A 16,643-nucleotide genomic window follows, 5' to 3' on the forward strand; every position below is an offset into this window, starting at 1 on the left:
GCGACTGTGTGAAAAGGCGCGGTTCAACGCGTCTAAGCAAACGGAGGAAGATCATGATGAATTTCCGGACAACGAGTGTCGCCACGGCGATAGTCGTGTTCCTCACCAGCTTTACGCCATCGCAGGCGTTCCAGGCGCCAGTGCCGATGCCGAAGCCGGCGATCACGGCCGACAATAATGTTGTGCCGGTGCAGTACCGCGAATGGGACCGCAGAGGCGACCGCAGGTACGGCGACCGGATGTATCGCCCGCGCCCGCCGCGTGATGGATATTACAATGGTCACCGCGGTTATCGCGACCGCCGTCCGGGCTACCGTTATCACAACGGTTACTGGTTCCCGCTTGCAGCCTTTGCCGCAGGCGCGATCATCGGCGGCGCCATGTCGCAGCCGCGCCCGGCCTATGGCGGCAGCCATGTCGAATGGTGCCAGAACCGCTGGCGCTCGTATCGCGCTTACGACAACAGCTACCAGCCAAATAGCGGTCCGCGCCGCATATGCGTATCGCCTTACAGCCGCTGATAGTGGTTTTCGAAAGCCCGGATTTTGATCCGGGCTTTTGCTTTCAGGCGGCCGGGCCGGGTAACCGAAGCGTGAATGGATCGTTAATGCTGGGTTCAGGCGAAAACGCCTAGCCTGCAACCGGTAATGTTCCGGCCAGAACCGACAAACTGGCTGAGTAAGAAGAAAAAGGTGCTATTATTCACGTCCAACGGCCTGTCGACCGTCGTGAATGGAGGAAGTCAGATGAGAGACTATATGAAGAATATCTTGGCTGTCGGTCTTTCTGCGATCGTGGTAGCAGGAGCGATTGTTCCGGCAGAAGCAGCGATGCCACTACCAATGGCGCCGAAGAGTGTCGAGACGGTGGGCAACGACGCCAGCAAGAATATCGTGAATGTGCAGTACTGGCGCGACCGTCGCGACTGGGATGGCGGACGTCGAGGCTGGTATGGCGGCCATCGCGGCTATCGTGATTACCGCCCGGGTTATCGTCATCATGACGGTTACTGGTTCCCGCTCGCAGCCTTTGCGACGGGTGCGATCATCGGCGGCGCGCTGTCGCAGCCGCGTGAAGTCTACCGTCCGGTTCCCGAATATCGTCCGCGTCCGGTCTATCGCGAATATCGTCCGGTCCGCCGTGGCGGTATGAGCCAGGCGCATGTGAACTGGTGCTATGGCCGCTATCGTTCCTACGATGCCTATAGCAACACGTTCCAGCCTTACCATGGCCCGCGTCAGCCCTGCTATTCGCCTTACAGCTGATAGAATGTCAGGCTGAAATTGACAGAGCCGTCCGGTTACGACCGGGCGGCTTTTTACGTTACAGGATTCGTGCGCGCTTCAGCACGAACCAGGCGAGTGCAACCGAAATCACGATGAAGATGCTGGCCGACAGCGTGCCGCCGGTGCCGACGGTAAACGGCAGTTCATCCGTATTCATGCCGAAGAAACCGGTCACCAGCGATGGCGGCAGCAGGAATGCCGTCATCAGCGACAGGATATAAAGGTGCCGGTTGGTTTCGGACGAGAGTTTGGAATCGATTTCTTCGTGCAGCAGCCTTGCACGCTCCTGCAGGGCATAGACGTCATGATCGACAGCCTCAAGGCGGCCCATCAGGCGTGAGGCGACATCCTCGAAACCGTCAGGCATTTCGTCATCATCGGCGGCCGAAGCCCGCCGCATCAGCGTCAGCACGGTGCGCAGATGCCGGTGCAGGCGAACCACCGTGCGGCGCAGCGGGGCGAGCCGCCGCCGTTCGTCGCGTGTCTCGCTGTCATAGACCAGATCCTCGATGGCGTTCAGTTCCTCCGTCGTCTCCATCACCAGATTGATGAGCGAGCGCTGGAATTCGGCGACGAGGCCTTCGAACACATGTGACGGTGTGAGATAGCGGTTGGAATTCTTGTCGACCGCCGCCTTCAGCCGGTCCACCGAATGCAGCGGCTGCAGGCGGGTGGTGATGATGAAGCGGTCGCTTACCGCAAAATGCAACCAGCCGAAATCGCGCGTTTCCTTGTCGAATTCCCGCTGGAAATCGACCAGCGTGCCATAGAGCGATTTTTCATCGCCCACGATGGACGGATGTGTCTCATGGGTGGTGAGGCTTGCGCGCGCTGCCGGATCGAGACCGTCGATGGTCTCGAGAAAACCCGCCACGCGCTGATCGGCAAGATTGAGATGCAGCCAGAAGAAGCCTTCGCACTCGGCCATTTCGTGAAAGCCAGCATCGGGTGCAAGCCGGCGGCACGGGGCTGTGCCGGGGTGGAATTGATAGGCCCAGACAAGGCCTGGAATAACTGGCGTTATGAGATCCATCGTGGCAGTCCTGACCGGCTGGATGGGAGGAGGGAGGCGCCCGTCGTTCCGGTGTGGGAGCAGCGGCGTCGTCGGGCGACTTTCAGCGCATGCTGAGCAAATTCATATGACAGTTTTATAACAATCCCGTCGAAATGACGGGAATTTTCAAATTGACGTTTACGTAAAAATCATTTAGCCCGAAGCCAGTAGCAAGATGCCAGAGCTTCGGGAGGAGGCAGCATGTATAGCGCGCCGGTGGATGATATCGCCTTTACACTCAAACATGTAGCGGGTCTTGGAGACGCGCTTTCAAAGGGTGTGCTTGGCGATCTCGGTGAAGACCTCGTGGATGCCATCCTGCAGGAAGCTGGCCGTTTCGCCACGGAACAGGTCGCACCGCTCGCCGATATTGGCGACCGTCAGGGCGCGAAGCTCGCCGACGGCAAGGTGACGACGCCTGACGGTTGGGCCGATCTTTACCGCCGCTGGGCGGAAGCGGGCTGGAACAGCCTGACCGCGCCGGAAGAGTTCGGCGGCCAGAACCTGCCGCATATGCTGAATGTCGCTGCACTCGAAATGTGGAATTCCGGCTCCATGGCCTTCGCGCTGGCGCCGACGCTGACCATGGGCGCGGTGGAAGCCATCGTCGCCCACGGCAGCAATGATCTCAAGCGCATCTATCTTCCGAAACTCGTTTCCGGCGAATGGACCGGCACCATGAACCTGACCGAGCCGCATGCGGGTTCGGATCTCGGGGTTCTGAAGACCCGGGCGGAGCGCAATGGTGACGGCACCTACCGCATCTTCGGCCAGAAGATTTTCATCACCTGGGGCGAACACGACGCGGCTGACAACATCATCCACCTCGTTCTCGCCCGCCTTCCGGATGCACCGGCCGGCACGCGCGGCATCTCGCTGTTCCTCGTTCCGAAATTCCTGCCTGATGAAAACGGTGCGCCGGGTGGCCGCAATGACCTTTTCTGCCATTCGCTGGAGCACAAGCTCGGCATTCATGGTTCGCCCACCTGCACGATGATCTTCGGCGATGGCAAATTCGGAGATGAAAAGGGCGCTCTCGGCTGGCTGGTCGGCGAAGAGAACAAGGGTCTCGCCTGCATGTTCACCATGATGAACAACGCCCGCCTTGCCGTCGGCATGCAGGGTGTTGCGATCTGCGAAGCGGCGACCCAGAAGGCGATCGAATACGCCAGGGAGCGCACGCAGGGCAAGGCGCCCGGCTGGCAGGGCTCCGGCATGAGCCCGATTATCGAACATCCTGATATCGCCAGAACGCTTCTGACGATGAAGGCGCTGACTCAAGGGTCGCGGGCGATTTCCTTCAGCTGCGCGCATGCCATCGATATGGCGCATGCGAGCGAAGACGCCCGGCAGCGCGCTCACTGGCAGGAGCGCGCTGCCCTTCTGACCCCGATCGCCAAATCCTTCTCCACCGATGCCGGTGTGGATGTCGCCTCCATGGGCATTCAGGTGCATGGCGGCATGGGCTTCATCGAGGAAACCGGCGCGGCGCGTTATCTGCGTGATGCCCGCATCGCGCCGATCTACGAAGGCACAAACGGCATTCAGGCCATCGATCTGGTGCTGCGCAAACTGCCGCTCTCCGAGGGCGCGCAGGTGCGCGGTTTCATCGCAGAACTGCGCGAGATCGCCGCCCGGACAGCCGCATCGAACCGCGATGATCTCGGTGAGACGGCCCCTTATCTTGAAGCCAGCCTCAACGATCTGGAAACGGCGACCGACTGGCTGCTGGACCGCATCAAGGCGGGCGAAACCGAAACGGCACTCGCCGGCGCGACACCCTATCAGCGCCTCTTCGGTCTGGCGCTGACAGGCGGCTATCTCGCCAAGGGCGCATTGGTCTCTGTCGATGATGGCAGGGGTGGGCATCGCGCCGCACTTTGCCGCTTCGCAGCGGAAAACCTGCTGGCGGAAACGGCGGCGCTGAAGGATCGCGTTATATCAGGCGCGGCAAGCCTTGCCGCCGCCCGCACCGTACTGGCTTGAGGAGGCTCAGATGTCGAACGATCATATTCTCGTCGAGCGGGTGGGTCATGCGCCGGAGGTTCTGACCATCCGCTTCAACCGGCCGGACAAGAAAAACGCCATCACCGATGCCATGTATCTGCGCATGGCCGAGGCCCTGCATGCCGCCAATGCGGATCCGGACATCCGCGTCGTTGCGTTTCTCGGTACGGAAGGCTGCTTTTCCGCCGGTAACGACATGGCCGATTTTCTCGCCTTCGCCATGTCGGGCGGTAAGGGCAAACTCGCCGCATTGGAACTTCTGAAAGCGCTCGTCGCCTTCGACAAGCCAATGGTATCAGGCGTGGACGGGCTCGCCATCGGCATCGGCACGACGCTGAACCTGCATTGTGACCTGACGGTCGCTTCCAGCCGTAGCCTGTTCAAGACGCCCTTCGTGGATCTGGCGCTGGTGCCGGAAGCGGCCTCCAGCCTGCTTGTGCCGAAGCTCATGGGCCACCAGCGCGCCTTTGCGCTGCTTGCCATGGGCGAGGGTTTTTCCGCCGAGCAGGCATTGCAGGCCGGGATGATCTGGAAAGTCGTCGCCCCCGAACATGTCGAAACCGAAACGCTGGCGCTTGCCACCCGCCTTGCCGCCAAACCTCAGCAGGCGCTGAAGATCGCCCGCGATCTGGTTCGCGGCAACCCGGCCGATATTCTCGCCCGCATCGAAGAGGAAGGCCGCCATTTCATCGCGCAGCTGCAAAGTGCGGAAGCGCGAGCCGCCTTCGAGGCATTCATGCGTCGTTAAGTGTGCGGGCAGGAATTCCTTGCGGTTAAGCAACCGGGCAATATGGCTTGGGTTAGATAACGCAACGTCATTGTCCGAAGGCCACCCACATGCGTCACTTCGTTTTCGCCCTGACTGTCTTCCTATCCGCCGCGACGATTGCCGAAGCGGCGGCGATAACACGCGCTCCAGCGGCTTCCACCAACGACGTCATTCTGGCGCAGTCCACGGACGACGATAGCCCGAACTTCTATTCCGGCAATAACCGCGACCGCCAGCGCCGCGCGCGTTTCGTCTGCGTCATCACCCCGCCGGACAGCGCCAACCGCCGCCGGCCCTATATCTGCCCGCTGGAACGGGGCCGTGTGGGCGGTGCCTGCCGCTGCTCGGGCGTGGTCGGCAACGGCACGGTCGATACGGCCTGGTAAGACTCCCAGGCTTCCTCTCCATCCTCATTCCTGTGACAAGCACAGGAATGAGGGCCGTTGGGATTGCGGGCATATGAATCGTTGCGTCAGCTTCGCTGAGCGGCTCTGCGCCCGGATTGCTTATTTCTCCAGCGTCGCCACCGCTTCCACATGCGGTGACCACAGGAACTGGTCAACCGGCGTGACGCGGGTGATGCGATAGCCGCCCTCGGTCAAGATGGCGAGATCGCGCGCAAGCGTCAGCGGGTTGCAGCTCACGGCAACGATCTTCTTCACCGTGCTGCGGGCCAGTTCCTTGCACTGGAATTCCGCACCGGCGCGCGGTGGATCGAATACGACAGCATCGTAATTCTTCAATTCGCTTGTCATCAGCGGCCGGCGGAAGAGATCGCGTTTCTCGACGCTGACCGGCTTCAGGCCCTGCGTGTTGCGGGCGGCGAAATCCAGTGCCTTCAACGGCTTGTCTTCCGCTTCCACCGCATGAACTCTGCCGACGCGCGCAAGCCGCAGCGCAAAGGGGCCGGAACCGCAGAACAGATCGGCAATGCGTTTGGATTTGCCGATATGGGCAAGCACCAGCTCGGCCATGGCGTCTTCCGCCTGCTTCGCCGCCTGCGGGAAGCCGCCGGCCGGCGGCGAAAGGGGAACACCGCCGAATTCGATGATCGGCTTCTGCGGTTCGATCAGGATTTCGCCGGCAAGCGAGACGCGGGCAATGCCGCGCATGGACAGCACTGTTTCCGTGAGCGTGCGCCGCTGCTTGTCACTGACCGACTTGATGCCCTCGACGGAAATATCGAGACCGGAGAGCGTTTCGAGAACGGTGATGCGGAACGGCTCGGCGTTCGCCACCATGGAAAGGCCGATGGCGCGGATGGCGGCCAGCCGCGAGACGATGCCCGGCGAGGTGACGGGACAGTCCTCGATGGCGACGATGTGATGGCTGTTTGCCTGGCTGAAGCCGAGCAGCAGGCCCTTTTCCGTCTTGCGGGCGGCGAACACCGCGCGGCGGCGTTCGCCGGGGCGACAGATGACAAGATCGTCCACATCAGGCGTCAGGCCCTTCGATTTCAGCGCCGAAACCACCAGCTCCCGCTTGTAGGCATGGTAAGGCTGATCGGAAAGATGCTGCAGCGAACAGCCGCCGCAGGTGCCGTTCTTGCCATCGGGACCGAAGTGGCGGCAGGCGGGTTCACGGCGCTGCGCCGAGGCTTCCGTTATCGACATGACGGTGCCGTGATCCTTGACCTTGGCGATGGCGACCGTTTCACCGGGCAGCGCGAAGGGCACATAGACCGGGCCGTCGGGACAGTGCGCGATGCCGTCGCCCTGCGCGCCGAGGCTCTTGATGGTGACGGTCTGTGTACTCATGGCTTTTCGCCTCCGAGAAGAAATTCGATATTGCCGTCACCGCCGGAAATCGGCGAGGGAATGAGGCCAAGGCTTTTCCAGCCCATGTCCTCCGTCAGCCAGCGTTCCAGTTCGGCGGCCACGGCAGGCGCGGTTTCCGGCTCCTTCAAAAGCCCGGCCTTGCTGATGGCGTCGCGGCCCGCCTCGAATTGCGGCTTCACCAGCAGGACAGCCAGAGCGCCCGATCCAGCAAGCTCAAGTGCCGGGGCAAGTGCGAGCTTCAGCGAAATGAAGGACACGTCGGAGACGATGAAACCGATGGCCCGGTCATCGATATCCTCTGCCGTCAGGTAGCGCGCATTCAGCCCTTCCAGATTGGTCACACGCGGATCGTTCTCGATCCTTGGATGCATCTGCCCGTGCCCGACATCGATGGCGGTGACGTGTTTAGCACCACGATGAAGCAGCACCTCGGTAAAACCACCAGTCGAAGCGCCGACATCAAGACAGTCATGGCCCTTCGGGTCGAGCCGGAAATGATCGAGCGCGGCTGTCAGCTTGAGGGCGGCGCGGGAGACGTAAGCCTGCGCGGGATCGCTGATGGCGATCTCGGCATTGCCGGCGACGGTCTGGCTCGGTTTGGTGACGGTCTTGCCGTTGACGCTCACGGTGCCGCGCGCAATCGCGTCGCGTGCACGCGAGCGGCTGGCAAAGTGGCCGAGCGACACAAGAAGCTGGTCAAGCCGTTCATTTTCAGATGTTTTGGACATGGTTCCGTGTCAATGACCGCCAAACTCCGCCGATGCAAGCGATTTATCGCCGGGACGGGCCGGCAATGCCCGCTGCCGGCCATAATGGCGATGTTGCACCGCAAAGTCAGAATGTTCGATTAATCCAATATAAAGGCTTGTATAGCACTTTGTGCGCAAGGCCCGTGCGGCCACCGGACCCTGCCATGACGGCGTCTCCTCCCATCCACAAAATTGCGACCGTTGCAGCGCAGACGCTTGCTTCGAGGCATCAGGTCGCCGAGAGAGTTTGCGATGTCGCTGAAAAATCTCCCCATTAACCTGAAGCTCATAGCCACCTTCTGCGCCCTGATGAGTGTGTGTCTGCTCGCGTCTGCGGTCGTATTCTGGCAGACGCTGGGGAGCGAGCGTGTCACGATCGAAAACAACCGCACCAAGGATATCATCCAGGCAGTGGATGGCGCGACGGCCGCCATGCTGGAACAGGCCGTCAACCAGCGCGGCTTCCTGCTGTTCCGCAGCGACAGCACCTATAATGATGTGTTCGCCCAGCGCGACCTGATGCTGAAGAAGCTCGATGAAGCCCGCACGCTGGCCGTCGGCCGCCCGGACATCCTGAAATCCATCGACGACATGCAGAAATCCGCCACCGTGTTCTTCAAGGAACTGGCGGAACCGCAGATCGCTGCGCGAAAGACGACGGAAGCGCCGATTTCCGAAATCATCGAGATCGGCCGCAATCAGGCGAAGGGCCAGCTCGATGGCTTCCGCACCTCCGCCGCCAAGATCAAGGAACAGCTGAACGGCCTGTCCACCGCTTACGCGGCGGAACAGCAGGCAGCGGCATTGAACCTTAAATATGCGCTTCTGGGTGGCGGCGCGGTTGCCGGTCTTCTGGCCGTTGCCCTCATCTGGGCTCTGTCGCGCTCCATTGTCACGCCGATCGTTGGCATGACAGCGGCCATGAGCCGTCTCGCCGATGGCGATCTGGCGACGGAAGTGCCTGCCACGGATCGTGGCGACGAAGTCGGCAAGATGGCGAAGGCCGTTCTCGTCTTCAAGGAAGCCGGGCTGGAAAAATCCCGCCTTGCCGGCGAGACCGAGCGCATGCGCTCCGCCACCGAGACCGAACGCCGCCGCAACGAGGAGGAAAAGGCGCGGGACGAAGCCGCCAGCGCCTTCGCCAGCGCCGAGCTTGGCAAGGGCCTTGCCGCTCTTGCTGATGGCGATCTTTCCTATCGCATTGAAACGCCTTTTGTGCCTGCCATCGATCCGGTGCGCCTCAATTTCAACAGCGCTGTCGACAAGCTGCAGCAGGCGCTCAAAACCGTTGGCGAGAACGCTGCCGCCATCAATTCCGGCGCTTCGGAAATGCTCTCCGCTGCCGACGATCTGTCGCGCCGCACCGAGCAGCAGGCTGCCTCCATCGAGGAAACCGCTGCAGCCCTGGAAGAAGTCACCACCACCGTGCGCGATAGCGCCCGCGGTGCGGAAGATGCCGGCAATCTGGTCCAGCGCGCCCGCGCCGGTGCGGAAAAGTCCGGCGTCGTGGTCCGCAGGGCGGTTGCCGCCATGCGCGAAATCGAGAAGTCCTCAGGCGAAATCGGCAACATCATCGGTGTCATCGACGATATCGCCTTCCAGACCAACCTGCTGGCGCTGAACGCCGGTGTGGAAGCCGCTCGTGCTGGTGATGCCGGCAAGGGTTTTGCGGTGGTTGCGCAGGAAGTCCGTGAGCTTGCCCAGCGTTCTGCCAATGCCGCCAAGGAAATCAAGACGCTGATCGGCGCTTCCAGCCAGCAGGTGGAAAACGGCGTCAATCTTGTCGATGAAACCGGCAAGGCGCTGGAACTCATCGTGGCGGAAGTCGAAGAGATCAATGCCCATGTCAGCGCCATCGTCGTCGCTTCCCGCGAACAGGCAACCGGCCTGCAGGAAATCAACACGGCCGTGAACACCATGGATCAGGGCACGCAGCAGAATGCCGCCATGGTGGAGCAGCAGACCGCCGCCAGCCATTCGCTGGCCCGCGAAGCGGAAGCGCTGAACAGCCTGCTCGGCCAGTTCAGGATGGGTGGCGCGCGCGCTGCCGTTGCGAGCGCCGGCGGCTATTCCGCGCCGCGCCAGTCTTCGGCAAAGCCTGCCTTCCAGTCAGCACCGGCCGCGCCGGTTCGCAAGGCTCCGGTAAAATCGGCCTCCACAACCGCAAGGCCCGTCGCTTCGCCGGCCCGTGCGCTCGGCCAGAGCCTCGCCCGCGCCTTCGGTGGCGCTGCCGAAGCACCGGCCGCGAAGGATCAGGACTGGACGGAGTTCTGAGCCTGGCTTTCAGAGTGAACCTATGAATTGGGGGCCGAAAGGCCCCCTTTTTGCATCGGCGTTTTCAGGCGGGTAACGCCGCTTATGTGCCCTGTAGCCGGAACATCCGCGTAAAGAACAGCTCATCCGACAGGCGGTGAAGCAGGGCGGCAATGACGGCGGTTGCGGCAACAGCGAAAACGAGGCGTCCGGCCAGAACGCCATAGACATCGGCGCCCAGCGACATCACCACGAGCGTGTCTTCAATCACGCTATGGGCAAAACCCATGAACACACAGGACAGAAACACCTGACGCGGTGATATCGTCCCCGATTGCGCCTCGCGGATCAGGAAGCCGGCGCCGTAGGAAATTCCCAGGAACAATCCGATGGCGGTGAGATGTTCGGCCTCGCCGCGAATGCCCGCAAGACGCAGCAGGGGCGAAAGCGCTTTCATCATCAGCGCCAGGAGGCCGGTGAGCCTGAGGATTTCAAGGCAAAAGGAAAGGGCAAGCAGGATGACGAGCATCCAGACCATGGTTTCACCGAGACCGAGGAAATAGGCGGTCCATTCAGGCGTGGCGCCCATCGCAATCCAGGCAGGGTTTGCCGGGCCTGACAACCATCCCGTCGCTTCCAGAAGCTGGTGCAGGAGAAAGGCATAGAGCAATCCGCCGCCGACGCGCAGCGCCGTGGTGACAATCATGCCCGGTCCCGCCTTTTCAATGATCTTCTGTTCGATGGGCAGGCCATGGGCGAACAGGATGAGCGCCGAAAAAACGGTGATATCAGCAACGGTGAGCGACGACGCGGGTACAAGTGTGAAGATGAGCGGCACCGCGCCCCAAATGCCGACCAGCATTGCGGTCAGCCAGGCAAGACCGAGTTCTGGCGGCAGTCCGATGAGGTTCATGATCGGCGCAAAGGCAGGCGCCACCGCCTCGATCGCGCCCATCCTCGATAACAGCTCGGTTAGAATGGCGATCGGAACCGTGATCCGCACAAGCACCCAGTAGATTGCAAGCGTTTCCCGCATTTTTTGCCAGACGGGCAGGAAAAGTGACATGTGAAGGCTCCCTGAAGATTGTTCCCATTCACTAATCCCGGCCCGTTCGCATTTGCGGTCAAAGATTGCAGTTTTGTGCAATTTTATTGCAAATATAGTGGTGGGCGATATGCTGCCGGCATGGATCGGATCGACCGGAAACTTCTGAACCTTTTGCAGAACGATGCATCGCGCACCAACGTGGATATGGCCGATGAGGTCGGGCTGTCTCCATCCAGTTGCCTGCGCCGCCTGCAGCGGCTGCGCAAGGCGGGCGTGATCGATCGCATCGTGGCGATCCTCAATCCCGCAAAGGCGGGGCGGGTGATCAAGGCTCTGGTGACGGTGGAGCTGAAATTGCACGGCGAGCAGCATATGCGCCGCTTTCTGGATATTGCCAGCGCCGAAGAGGCCGTGTCGCAGGCCTATGCCGTCACCGGCGCATCCGATGTCGTGCTGATGCTGCGCCTGCGGGATATGGAAGAGTTCGATGCCCTGTGCGACCGGTTGTTCCGCGACCAGCACAATGTGGCGCGCTTTTTCACCATGGTCGTCATCAAGACGGCGAAAGAAGAAACGGCCATCAGGCTTTGAAACTGATGGCATTGCATCAGGGGCAAGCGTTTAATCATCCCCTTCAACCCAAAGAAAGCCGCGTCTGGCTTTCAGGAAGGCAGTTTTCAGATGGCGCCTCGCATTAAGTTAAGACTTCTGGATGGCGCCTATGGGGTGGCCCGGCTCCATGCCGATGCATCCATTCCAGCCTGGGCCGATGGCGCAGGTTTTCTCAGCATCAGCCGGACCGATGACGAGCTTTCCGTTGTCTGCCGCCAGGAGCGAATCCCTGATGATGTTCAGTCCGATATCGGTTGGAACTGTCTCAAACTTCAGGGTCCGTTCGCCTTTGATGAGACGGGCATCGTCCTTTCGGTGATCGAACCGCTATCGACCAACGACATAGGGATATTCGTGGTTTCGACTTTCGATGGCGATCACCTGCTGGTGAAATCGAAAGACCTGGAGAAAACGTCCGAGCTACTGGCAGATGCAGGACACTCGCTCGTCTAAGATCTGCGAGCGTGATCCGCCCGCATGGGGAGCCATACGGAAATATCGCGCGGGGCGTCCAGAAGATCGGGCAGGGCATCGTGCCATGCCTGCCGATAGGGCCGGTGAATCTGAACGTCGATGACATCCTGATGGTCGCTCCAGGTCTCATGCAGCAGGAAGCGGTTCTCGTTTTCACCATCCCGGTGCAGGGTTGCGTTCACGAAGGTCTTTTCGTGCCGCATGGCATCAAGCAGCGCATTCAGCAATTCGAGAAAGCGGTCGCGCTGGCCGGGACGGACCTGAAATCCGATGAGATAGGTGGTGTGCACGGGTGTTACTCCTTGGCGCCTTGCATCAGTGCTTCGCGGGTTGCCGCGTCGGCGGGGTAAAAACACTCCAGCACGAGTTCGGCCAGTGTGACGTCTGTCGCCGTTCCGAAAACCGTGGTGGTTGAAATGAAGCTCAATATGCTGCCCGAAGAGGGATCACGGAGCTGGAGCGGTATGGCCAGAGGATCGGCTCCGGCATGGGACGAGGCCTTTGGCGCGGGATAGGCCGCGAGCTCCGCATGCAGCCGAGAAAGCACCTCGTCTCCCGTTTCCTCGACCTGACGGCGCAGGCGTTCCAGCAGGTGATGACGCCACTCGGCGAGATTGACGATGCGCGAACTCAAACCCTGCGGATGCAGGCTCAGCCTCAAGGCGTTAAGCGGCGGGCGAAGCAGTTCCTCGGAAACACCGGCCAGAAGCGATGTGATCGCCCCATTGGCGAGAACGACGTTCCAGTGCCGGTCGACGGCAAGGGCGGGGAAGGGCATATGCCCATGCATCACGGTTTCGACGGCCTGCCGGGCCGCCGTCATATCAGGCGCATCCATCGGCCGTTCGGAATGGATAGGCGCATAACCCGCTGCCAGCATCAGCCGGTTGGCGGCGCGGGCGGGCATCGAAAGCTGCTCCGCCAGTTTCGCGAGCATGTCGCGGCTGGGGGATGATCGCCCACTTTCCACAAAGCTCAGATGGCGCGCCGATATTTCCGCCTCAATCGCCAGATCGAGCTGGCTCAACCTGCGGCGGGCACGCCATTCCTTCAGCACTTGGCCGACATGTTCTCGATGATGCGTCATGCCCCGCAGCCTAGCAGAAGATATCGGCAATGCGATTACCTCCGAGGTAATTGTTCCGCTTCCCGACACCCGTCATGTTTGGGCCGTCAACCACAAGGAGCGCAATCATGACGCAGCATCTCGCAATCGCCGAAACCTATCTCGCGGTCTGGAACGAGGAGGACAATGAACGCCGCAGGCATCTCGTCGGTCAGGCGTGGTCGGAAAATACGCGTTACGTCGATCCGCTGATGCAGGGCGAGGGGCAGCAGGGAATTGCCGCGATGATCGAGGCGGCGCGGCAGAAATTTCCGGGATATCGTTTCGTTCTTGCCGGCACTCCGGATGGCCACGGCGACTTCACCCGTTTCTCATGGCGTCTCATTTCGCCTGACGGGGACGATGTGGCCGGCGGTACCGATGTCGTCAGCCGTGATGCCGAGGGGAGGATCGAAAACGTCGTCGGTTTTCTCGATGGCGCGGCATCCTGAGGCAGAGGCGGGATAGTCCCGCCTCCCGTCCCGGCAATCTTGTCAGCCGGCGAAACCGACGCCGGCCTGACGCTGGCCGAGCGCATTGAACACGGTGGACACGATGCCGGCCCGGTCGAGGCCGGCATTGGCATACATGGTCTCGGGCTTGGCCTGCTCCACCCACTGGTCGGGCAGGGTCAGCGTCCGGACCTTGGGGCCGTGGTCGAGCAATCCGGCGCTTGCCATGAAATGCAGCACATGCGCGCCAAAACCGCCGACTGAGCCTTCCTCGATCGTCACCAGCACTTCGTGATGGGCCGCAAGCTGGCGGATGAGATCGAGATCGAGCGGCTTGGCAAAGCGCGCATCGGCAACGGTCGTCGAAAGTCCGGCGGCATCAAGATCTTCGGCGGCTGCAAGGCATTCCGCAAGCCGGGTACCGAAGGAGAGCAGCGCAACCTTGGTGCCTTCCTTGATGATGCGGCCCTTGCCGATCTCAAGGATTTCACCGCGTGCAGGCATCTCGACGCCCACACCTTCGCCGCGCGGGTAACGGAAGGAAATCGGGCCTTCATCATAGGCCGCTGCCGTGCGTACCATATGTTTCAGTTCGGCCTCGTCGGCCGCCGCCATCACCACCATACCGGGCAGGGTGGCGAGGAAAGTGGTGTCGAAGGAGCCGGCATGGGTCGGTCCGTCAGCGCCGACGAACCCGGCGCGGTCGATCGGGAAACGTACGGGCAGGCTCTGGATCGCCACGTCATGCACCAGCTGGTCGTAACCACGCTGCAGGAAGGTGGAATAAAGCGCGCAGAACGGCTTGTAGCCGTCAGCCGCAAGCCCCGCCGCGAAGGTGACAGCGTGCTGTTCGGCAATTCCGACATCGAAGGTGCGGGACGGGAAAAGCTCGGCCATCTTGTCGAGGCCGGTACCATTCGGCATGGCGGCGGTGACGCCGACGATCTTGTCGTCGAGGGTCGCTTCCTGGATCAGCGCTTCGGCAAAGACGCTGGTATAGCTCGGCGCATTCGGTTTGGCTTTCGCCTGTGCGCCGGTGATGACGTCGAACTTGTTGACGCCGTGATATTTGTCCGCAGCCGCTTCCGCCGGCGCATAACCCTTGCCTTTCTGCGTCACCACATGGATGAGGACAGGGCCTTTCTGGTTGTCGCGCACATTGCGCAGCACCGGTAGCAGGTGGTCGAAGGAATGGCCGTCGATCGGGCCGATGTGATAGAAACCGAGCTCCTCGAACAGCGTACCGCCGGTCACATAACCACGCGCATGGGTCACGGCGCGGGTAATGGCGCGGTCGATGGTCTTGCCGAGATAGGCTGTGAGCTTCTTGCCGAAATCACGGAAGCCCATATAGGTGCGGCCGGAGGCAAGGCGGGCGAGATAAGCGCTCATCGCGCCCGTCGGCGGTGCAATCGACATGTCGTTGTCGTTGAGGATGACGATCAGCCGCGCGTCGAGCGCGCCTGCATTGTTGAGCGCCTCGAACGCCATGCCGGCAGACATGGAACCGTCGCCGATGACGGCGATCACCTTGCGGTCGCTTTCGTCGAGACCCGCTGCCACCGCCATGCCGAGACCGGCGGAAATGGAGGTGGAGGAATGGCCGGCGCCGAAATCGTCATATTCGCTTTCGGCCCGCCGGGTGAAACCGGAAAGGCCGCCTTCCTGGCGCAGCGTGCGGATGCGCTCGCGACGGCCGGTCAGGATCTTGTGCGGATAACATTGGTGGCCGACATCGAAGATCAACCGGTCTTCCGGCGTGTTGAACACCTTATGGATGGCAATCGTCAGCTCCACCACGCCCAGACCGGCCCCCAGATGCCCGCCGGTGCTCGACACCGCGTCGATCATCTCGTCGCGCAACTCCCTTGCCAGTTCCGGCAGGTCGCGATCGTCGATCTCCTTGAGATCGGATGGAAAATTCACCCGGTCAAGCAATGGGGTCTGTGGCATTCCGGTCAATCGTTCGGCCTTTTCTCGTGGTCAGCGGGGGGCGCCAGAGCGTCTTTCATAGGGAAAGCCGACGGTCCATTCCTGCATGTCGTACACTTCTATAGAATTTCAACCTTCCGGCAAAGGGACAAACTCTTCTTCGTCGCCGGGAACGATATCGAAGCGTCCGGTTCTCCACTCCTGTTTGGCCTGTTCTATGCGTTCTTTTGATGACGAAACGAAGTTCCACCAGATGTAGCGGCGCTGATTGAGCGCGGCCCCACCAAAGATCATGATGTGACAGCCATTGCTGCCGGCCTGAAGCGTGATGTCGTCACCCGGCCTGAAGACGAGCAACTGGTCGGCGGCGAAGATATCGCCTGCCACATCGAGCGAACCGGAGAGAATATAGATCGCCCGCTCCTCATGATCGGCGGAAAAGGGAAATTTCACTCCCGGCTCCAGCGTCAGATCGACATAAAGTGTATCGGTAAAGGCCGAAACGGGGGAGGTAAGGCCCTCGAATTCGCCGATCACCACCCTACCGGAAGCGCCCTTGATATCGATCAGCGGCATGTCTTCCTTGGCGGTATGGGCAAAGGCCGGGGCGATTTCTTCCATATGGTCGGGCAGGGCAAGCCAGGTCTGCAGGCCGGACATGGAAAGCGGATGGCCGCGCAGGTTCTCCGGCGTGCGTTCCGAATGCACGATGCCTCGCCCGGCGGTCATCAGGTTGATGTCTCCGGGGCGAATGACGAGTTCGGTGCCGAGACTGTCGCGATGCTTGATTTCGCCGTCGAACAGATAGGTGACGGTGGAAAGCCCGATATGCGGATGCGGCTTGACGTCCAGCGCCTCACCAGCCTTCAGGATCGCCGGTCCCATGCGGTCAAAAAAGATGAAGGGGCCGACGAGACGACGCTGTCGGGTCGGCAAGGCGCGGCGCACCGCAAAGCCGCCAATATCGCTGGTGCGCGGAATGATGAGGTTTTCGATGGCGTCGCAGGCAAAGGCATCACCCGCGACGGGATCGTTACCGGGAAAAAAGGACATCGCAAGCTCCTCGTATCGTTACACGAAAGCTTAGCACGAACGGAACGGGGTGGGAGCGCCGTAATGGTGAA

At 61.2% G+C, this 16,643-nt stretch carries 17 protein-coding genes; 9 read left to right on the forward strand and 8 right to left on the reverse strand.

Annotated features, from left to right (window positions below; translation table 11 throughout):
* The first annotated feature begins 53 nt into the window (after positions 1-53).
* Positions 54-521, forward strand: a complete 468-nt coding sequence (locus ASB65_RS03065) for a BA14K family protein (protein ID WP_003503095.1) — start codon at positions 54-56, stop codon at positions 519-521.
* A 225-nt stretch (positions 522-746) separates the two neighbouring features.
* Complete coding sequence (locus ASB65_RS03070; protein ID WP_003503093.1) at positions 747-1,265, forward strand: BA14K family protein; 519 nt, start codon at positions 747-749, stop codon at positions 1,263-1,265.
* Between the two features lie 58 nt (positions 1,266-1,323).
* Here ASB65_RS03070 and ASB65_RS03075 read toward each other — a convergent pair whose 3' ends face one another.
* Positions 1,324-2,319 (reverse strand): transporter, encoded by a 996-nt coding sequence (locus ASB65_RS03075; protein WP_060722978.1) that lies wholly within the window; start codon positions 2,317-2,319, stop codon positions 1,324-1,326.
* 222 nt (positions 2,320-2,541) lie between these two features.
* On the opposite strand from ASB65_RS03075, the gene ASB65_RS03080 reads away from it, so the two are divergent.
* The 3 genes from ASB65_RS03080 (at position 2,542) to ASB65_RS03090 (ending at position 5,502) form a co-directional block, all read left to right on the forward strand.
* On the forward strand, positions 2,542-4,326 hold the full coding sequence (locus tag ASB65_RS03080; protein WP_003503089.1) for an acyl-CoA dehydrogenase: 1,785 nt from the start codon (positions 2,542-2,544) through the stop codon (positions 4,324-4,326).
* A 10-nt stretch (positions 4,327-4,336) separates the two neighbouring features.
* Positions 4,337-5,095 (forward strand): crotonase/enoyl-CoA hydratase family protein, encoded by a 759-nt coding sequence (locus ASB65_RS03085; RefSeq protein ID WP_003503088.1) that lies wholly within the window; start codon positions 4,337-4,339, stop codon positions 5,093-5,095.
* Between the two features lie 89 nt (positions 5,096-5,184).
* On the forward strand, positions 5,185-5,502 hold the full coding sequence (locus ASB65_RS03090; RefSeq protein ID WP_003503086.1) for a hypothetical protein: 318 nt from the start codon (positions 5,185-5,187) through the stop codon (positions 5,500-5,502).
* Between the two features lie 120 nt (positions 5,503-5,622).
* Here the strand turns inward: ASB65_RS03090 and ASB65_RS03095 are convergent, their stop codons facing one another.
* Both ASB65_RS03095 and ASB65_RS03100 read right to left on the reverse strand, forming a co-directional pair.
* Positions 5,623-6,873, reverse strand: coding sequence for a class I SAM-dependent RNA methyltransferase (locus tag ASB65_RS03095; RefSeq protein ID WP_060722979.1), 1,251 nt, complete (start codon positions 6,871-6,873; stop codon positions 5,623-5,625).
* Positions 6,870-7,622, reverse strand: a complete 753-nt coding sequence (locus ASB65_RS03100) for a TlyA family RNA methyltransferase (protein WP_003503077.1) — start codon at positions 7,620-7,622, stop codon at positions 6,870-6,872. Before ASB65_RS03100 ends, ASB65_RS03095 begins: the two co-directional genes overlap by 4 nt.
* A gap of 273 nt (positions 7,623-7,895) precedes the next feature.
* On the opposite strand from ASB65_RS03100, the gene ASB65_RS03105 reads away from it, so the two are divergent.
* The gene (locus ASB65_RS03105) at positions 7,896-9,917 is read left to right on the forward strand and encodes a methyl-accepting chemotaxis protein (RefSeq protein ID WP_003503074.1); all 2,022 of its coding nucleotides are present in this window, start codon (positions 7,896-7,898) and stop codon (positions 9,915-9,917) included.
* Positions 9,918-9,999: 82 nt separating this feature from the next.
* Here the strand turns inward: ASB65_RS03105 and ASB65_RS03110 are convergent, their stop codons facing one another.
* Entirely contained in the window at positions 10,000-10,962 is a 963-nt protein-coding gene (locus tag ASB65_RS03110) for a nucleoside recognition domain-containing protein (RefSeq protein WP_003503073.1), read from the reverse strand.
* 120 nt (positions 10,963-11,082) lie between these two features.
* On the opposite strand from ASB65_RS03110, the gene ASB65_RS03115 reads away from it, so the two are divergent.
* Together ASB65_RS03115 and ASB65_RS03120 are read left to right on the forward strand one after the other, a co-directional pair.
* On the forward strand, positions 11,083-11,535 hold the full coding sequence (locus tag ASB65_RS03115) for an Lrp/AsnC family transcriptional regulator (protein WP_060722980.1): 453 nt from the start codon (positions 11,083-11,085) through the stop codon (positions 11,533-11,535).
* A gap of 90 nt (positions 11,536-11,625) precedes the next feature.
* On the forward strand, positions 11,626-12,009 hold the full coding sequence (locus ASB65_RS03120; protein WP_060722981.1) for an ACT domain-containing protein: 384 nt from the start codon (positions 11,626-11,628) through the stop codon (positions 12,007-12,009).
* On the opposite strand, the gene ASB65_RS03125 is transcribed toward ASB65_RS03120, so the two are convergent.
* Both ASB65_RS03125 and ASB65_RS03130 read right to left on the reverse strand, forming a co-directional pair.
* Positions 12,006-12,320 (reverse strand): putative quinol monooxygenase, encoded by a 315-nt coding sequence (locus ASB65_RS03125; protein ID WP_060722982.1) that lies wholly within the window; start codon positions 12,318-12,320, stop codon positions 12,006-12,008. The genes ASB65_RS03120 and ASB65_RS03125 overlap by 4 nt on opposite strands.
* 5 nt (positions 12,321-12,325) lie before the next feature.
* Positions 12,326-13,117 (reverse strand): helix-turn-helix domain-containing protein, encoded by a 792-nt coding sequence (locus tag ASB65_RS03130; RefSeq protein ID WP_060722983.1) that lies wholly within the window; start codon positions 13,115-13,117, stop codon positions 12,326-12,328.
* A gap of 107 nt (positions 13,118-13,224) precedes the next feature.
* Between ASB65_RS03130 and ASB65_RS03135 the strand changes: the two genes are divergently transcribed.
* Positions 13,225-13,587 carry a nuclear transport factor 2 family protein gene (locus ASB65_RS03135; protein WP_003503064.1) on the forward strand — a complete coding sequence of 121 codons (363 nt, stop codon included), beginning with the start codon at positions 13,225-13,227 and terminating at the stop codon, positions 13,585-13,587.
* Between the two features lie 42 nt (positions 13,588-13,629).
* On the opposite strand, the gene dxs is transcribed toward ASB65_RS03135, so the two are convergent.
* Positions 13,630-15,549: a 1-deoxy-D-xylulose-5-phosphate synthase gene (gene dxs / locus ASB65_RS03140; protein ID WP_060722984.1), complete on the reverse strand. Its 1,920-nt coding sequence runs from the start codon at positions 15,547-15,549 to the stop codon at positions 13,630-13,632.
* A 99-nt stretch (positions 15,550-15,648) separates the two neighbouring features.
* Positions 15,649-16,572, reverse strand: coding sequence for a pirin family protein (locus ASB65_RS03145; protein ID WP_003503061.1), 924 nt, complete (start codon positions 16,570-16,572; stop codon positions 15,649-15,651).
* Positions 16,573-16,643: the final 71 nt, after the last annotated feature.

Source organism: Agrobacterium tumefaciens str. B6 (genome assembly GCF_001541315.1).
GTDB classification, from domain to species: Bacteria; Pseudomonadota; Alphaproteobacteria; order Rhizobiales; family Rhizobiaceae; genus Agrobacterium; species Agrobacterium radiobacter.

Bases quoted from the DNA above. Each gene is read 5' to 3' on its own strand.
- ASB65_RS03135 (WP_003503064.1), top strand. From the start codon at position 13,225: ATGACGCAGCATCTCGCAATCGCCGAAACCTATCTCGCGGTCTGGAAC.
- ASB65_RS03085 (WP_003503088.1), top strand. From the start codon at position 4,337: ATGTCGAACGATCATATTCTCGTCGAGCGGGTGGGTCATGCGCCGGAG.
- ASB65_RS03105 (WP_003503074.1), top strand. From the start codon at position 7,896: ATGTCGCTGAAAAATCTCCCCATTAACCTGAAGCTCATAGCCACCTTC.
- ASB65_RS03120 (WP_060722981.1), top strand. From the start codon at position 11,626: ATGGCGCCTCGCATTAAGTTAAGACTTCTGGATGGCGCCTATGGGGTG.
- ASB65_RS03110 (WP_003503073.1), bottom strand. From the start codon at position 10,962: ATGTCACTTTTCCTGCCCGTCTGGCAAAAAATGCGGGAAACGCTTGCA.
- ASB65_RS03145 (WP_003503061.1), bottom strand. From the start codon at position 16,572: ATGTCCTTTTTTCCCGGTAACGATCCCGTCGCGGGTGATGCCTTTGCC.
- ASB65_RS03095 (WP_060722979.1), bottom strand. From the start codon at position 6,873: ATGAGTACACAGACCGTCACCATCAAGAGCCTCGGCGCGCAGGGCGAC.
- ASB65_RS03115 (WP_060722980.1), top strand. From the start codon at position 11,083: ATGGATCGGATCGACCGGAAACTTCTGAACCTTTTGCAGAACGATGCA.
- ASB65_RS03080 (WP_003503089.1), top strand. From the start codon at position 2,542: ATGTATAGCGCGCCGGTGGATGATATCGCCTTTACACTCAAACATGTA.
- ASB65_RS03100 (WP_003503077.1), bottom strand. From the start codon at position 7,622: ATGTCCAAAACATCTGAAAATGAACGGCTTGACCAGCTTCTTGTGTCG.
- ASB65_RS03075 (WP_060722978.1), bottom strand. From the start codon at position 2,319: ATGGATCTCATAACGCCAGTTATTCCAGGCCTTGTCTGGGCCTATCAA.
- ASB65_RS03070 (WP_003503093.1), top strand. From the start codon at position 747: ATGAGAGACTATATGAAGAATATCTTGGCTGTCGGTCTTTCTGCGATC.
- ASB65_RS03130 (WP_060722983.1), bottom strand. From the start codon at position 13,117: ATGACGCATCATCGAGAACATGTCGGCCAAGTGCTGAAGGAATGGCGT.
- ASB65_RS03065 (WP_003503095.1), top strand. From the start codon at position 54: ATGATGAATTTCCGGACAACGAGTGTCGCCACGGCGATAGTCGTGTTC.
- ASB65_RS03090 (WP_003503086.1), top strand. From the start codon at position 5,185: ATGCGTCACTTCGTTTTCGCCCTGACTGTCTTCCTATCCGCCGCGACG.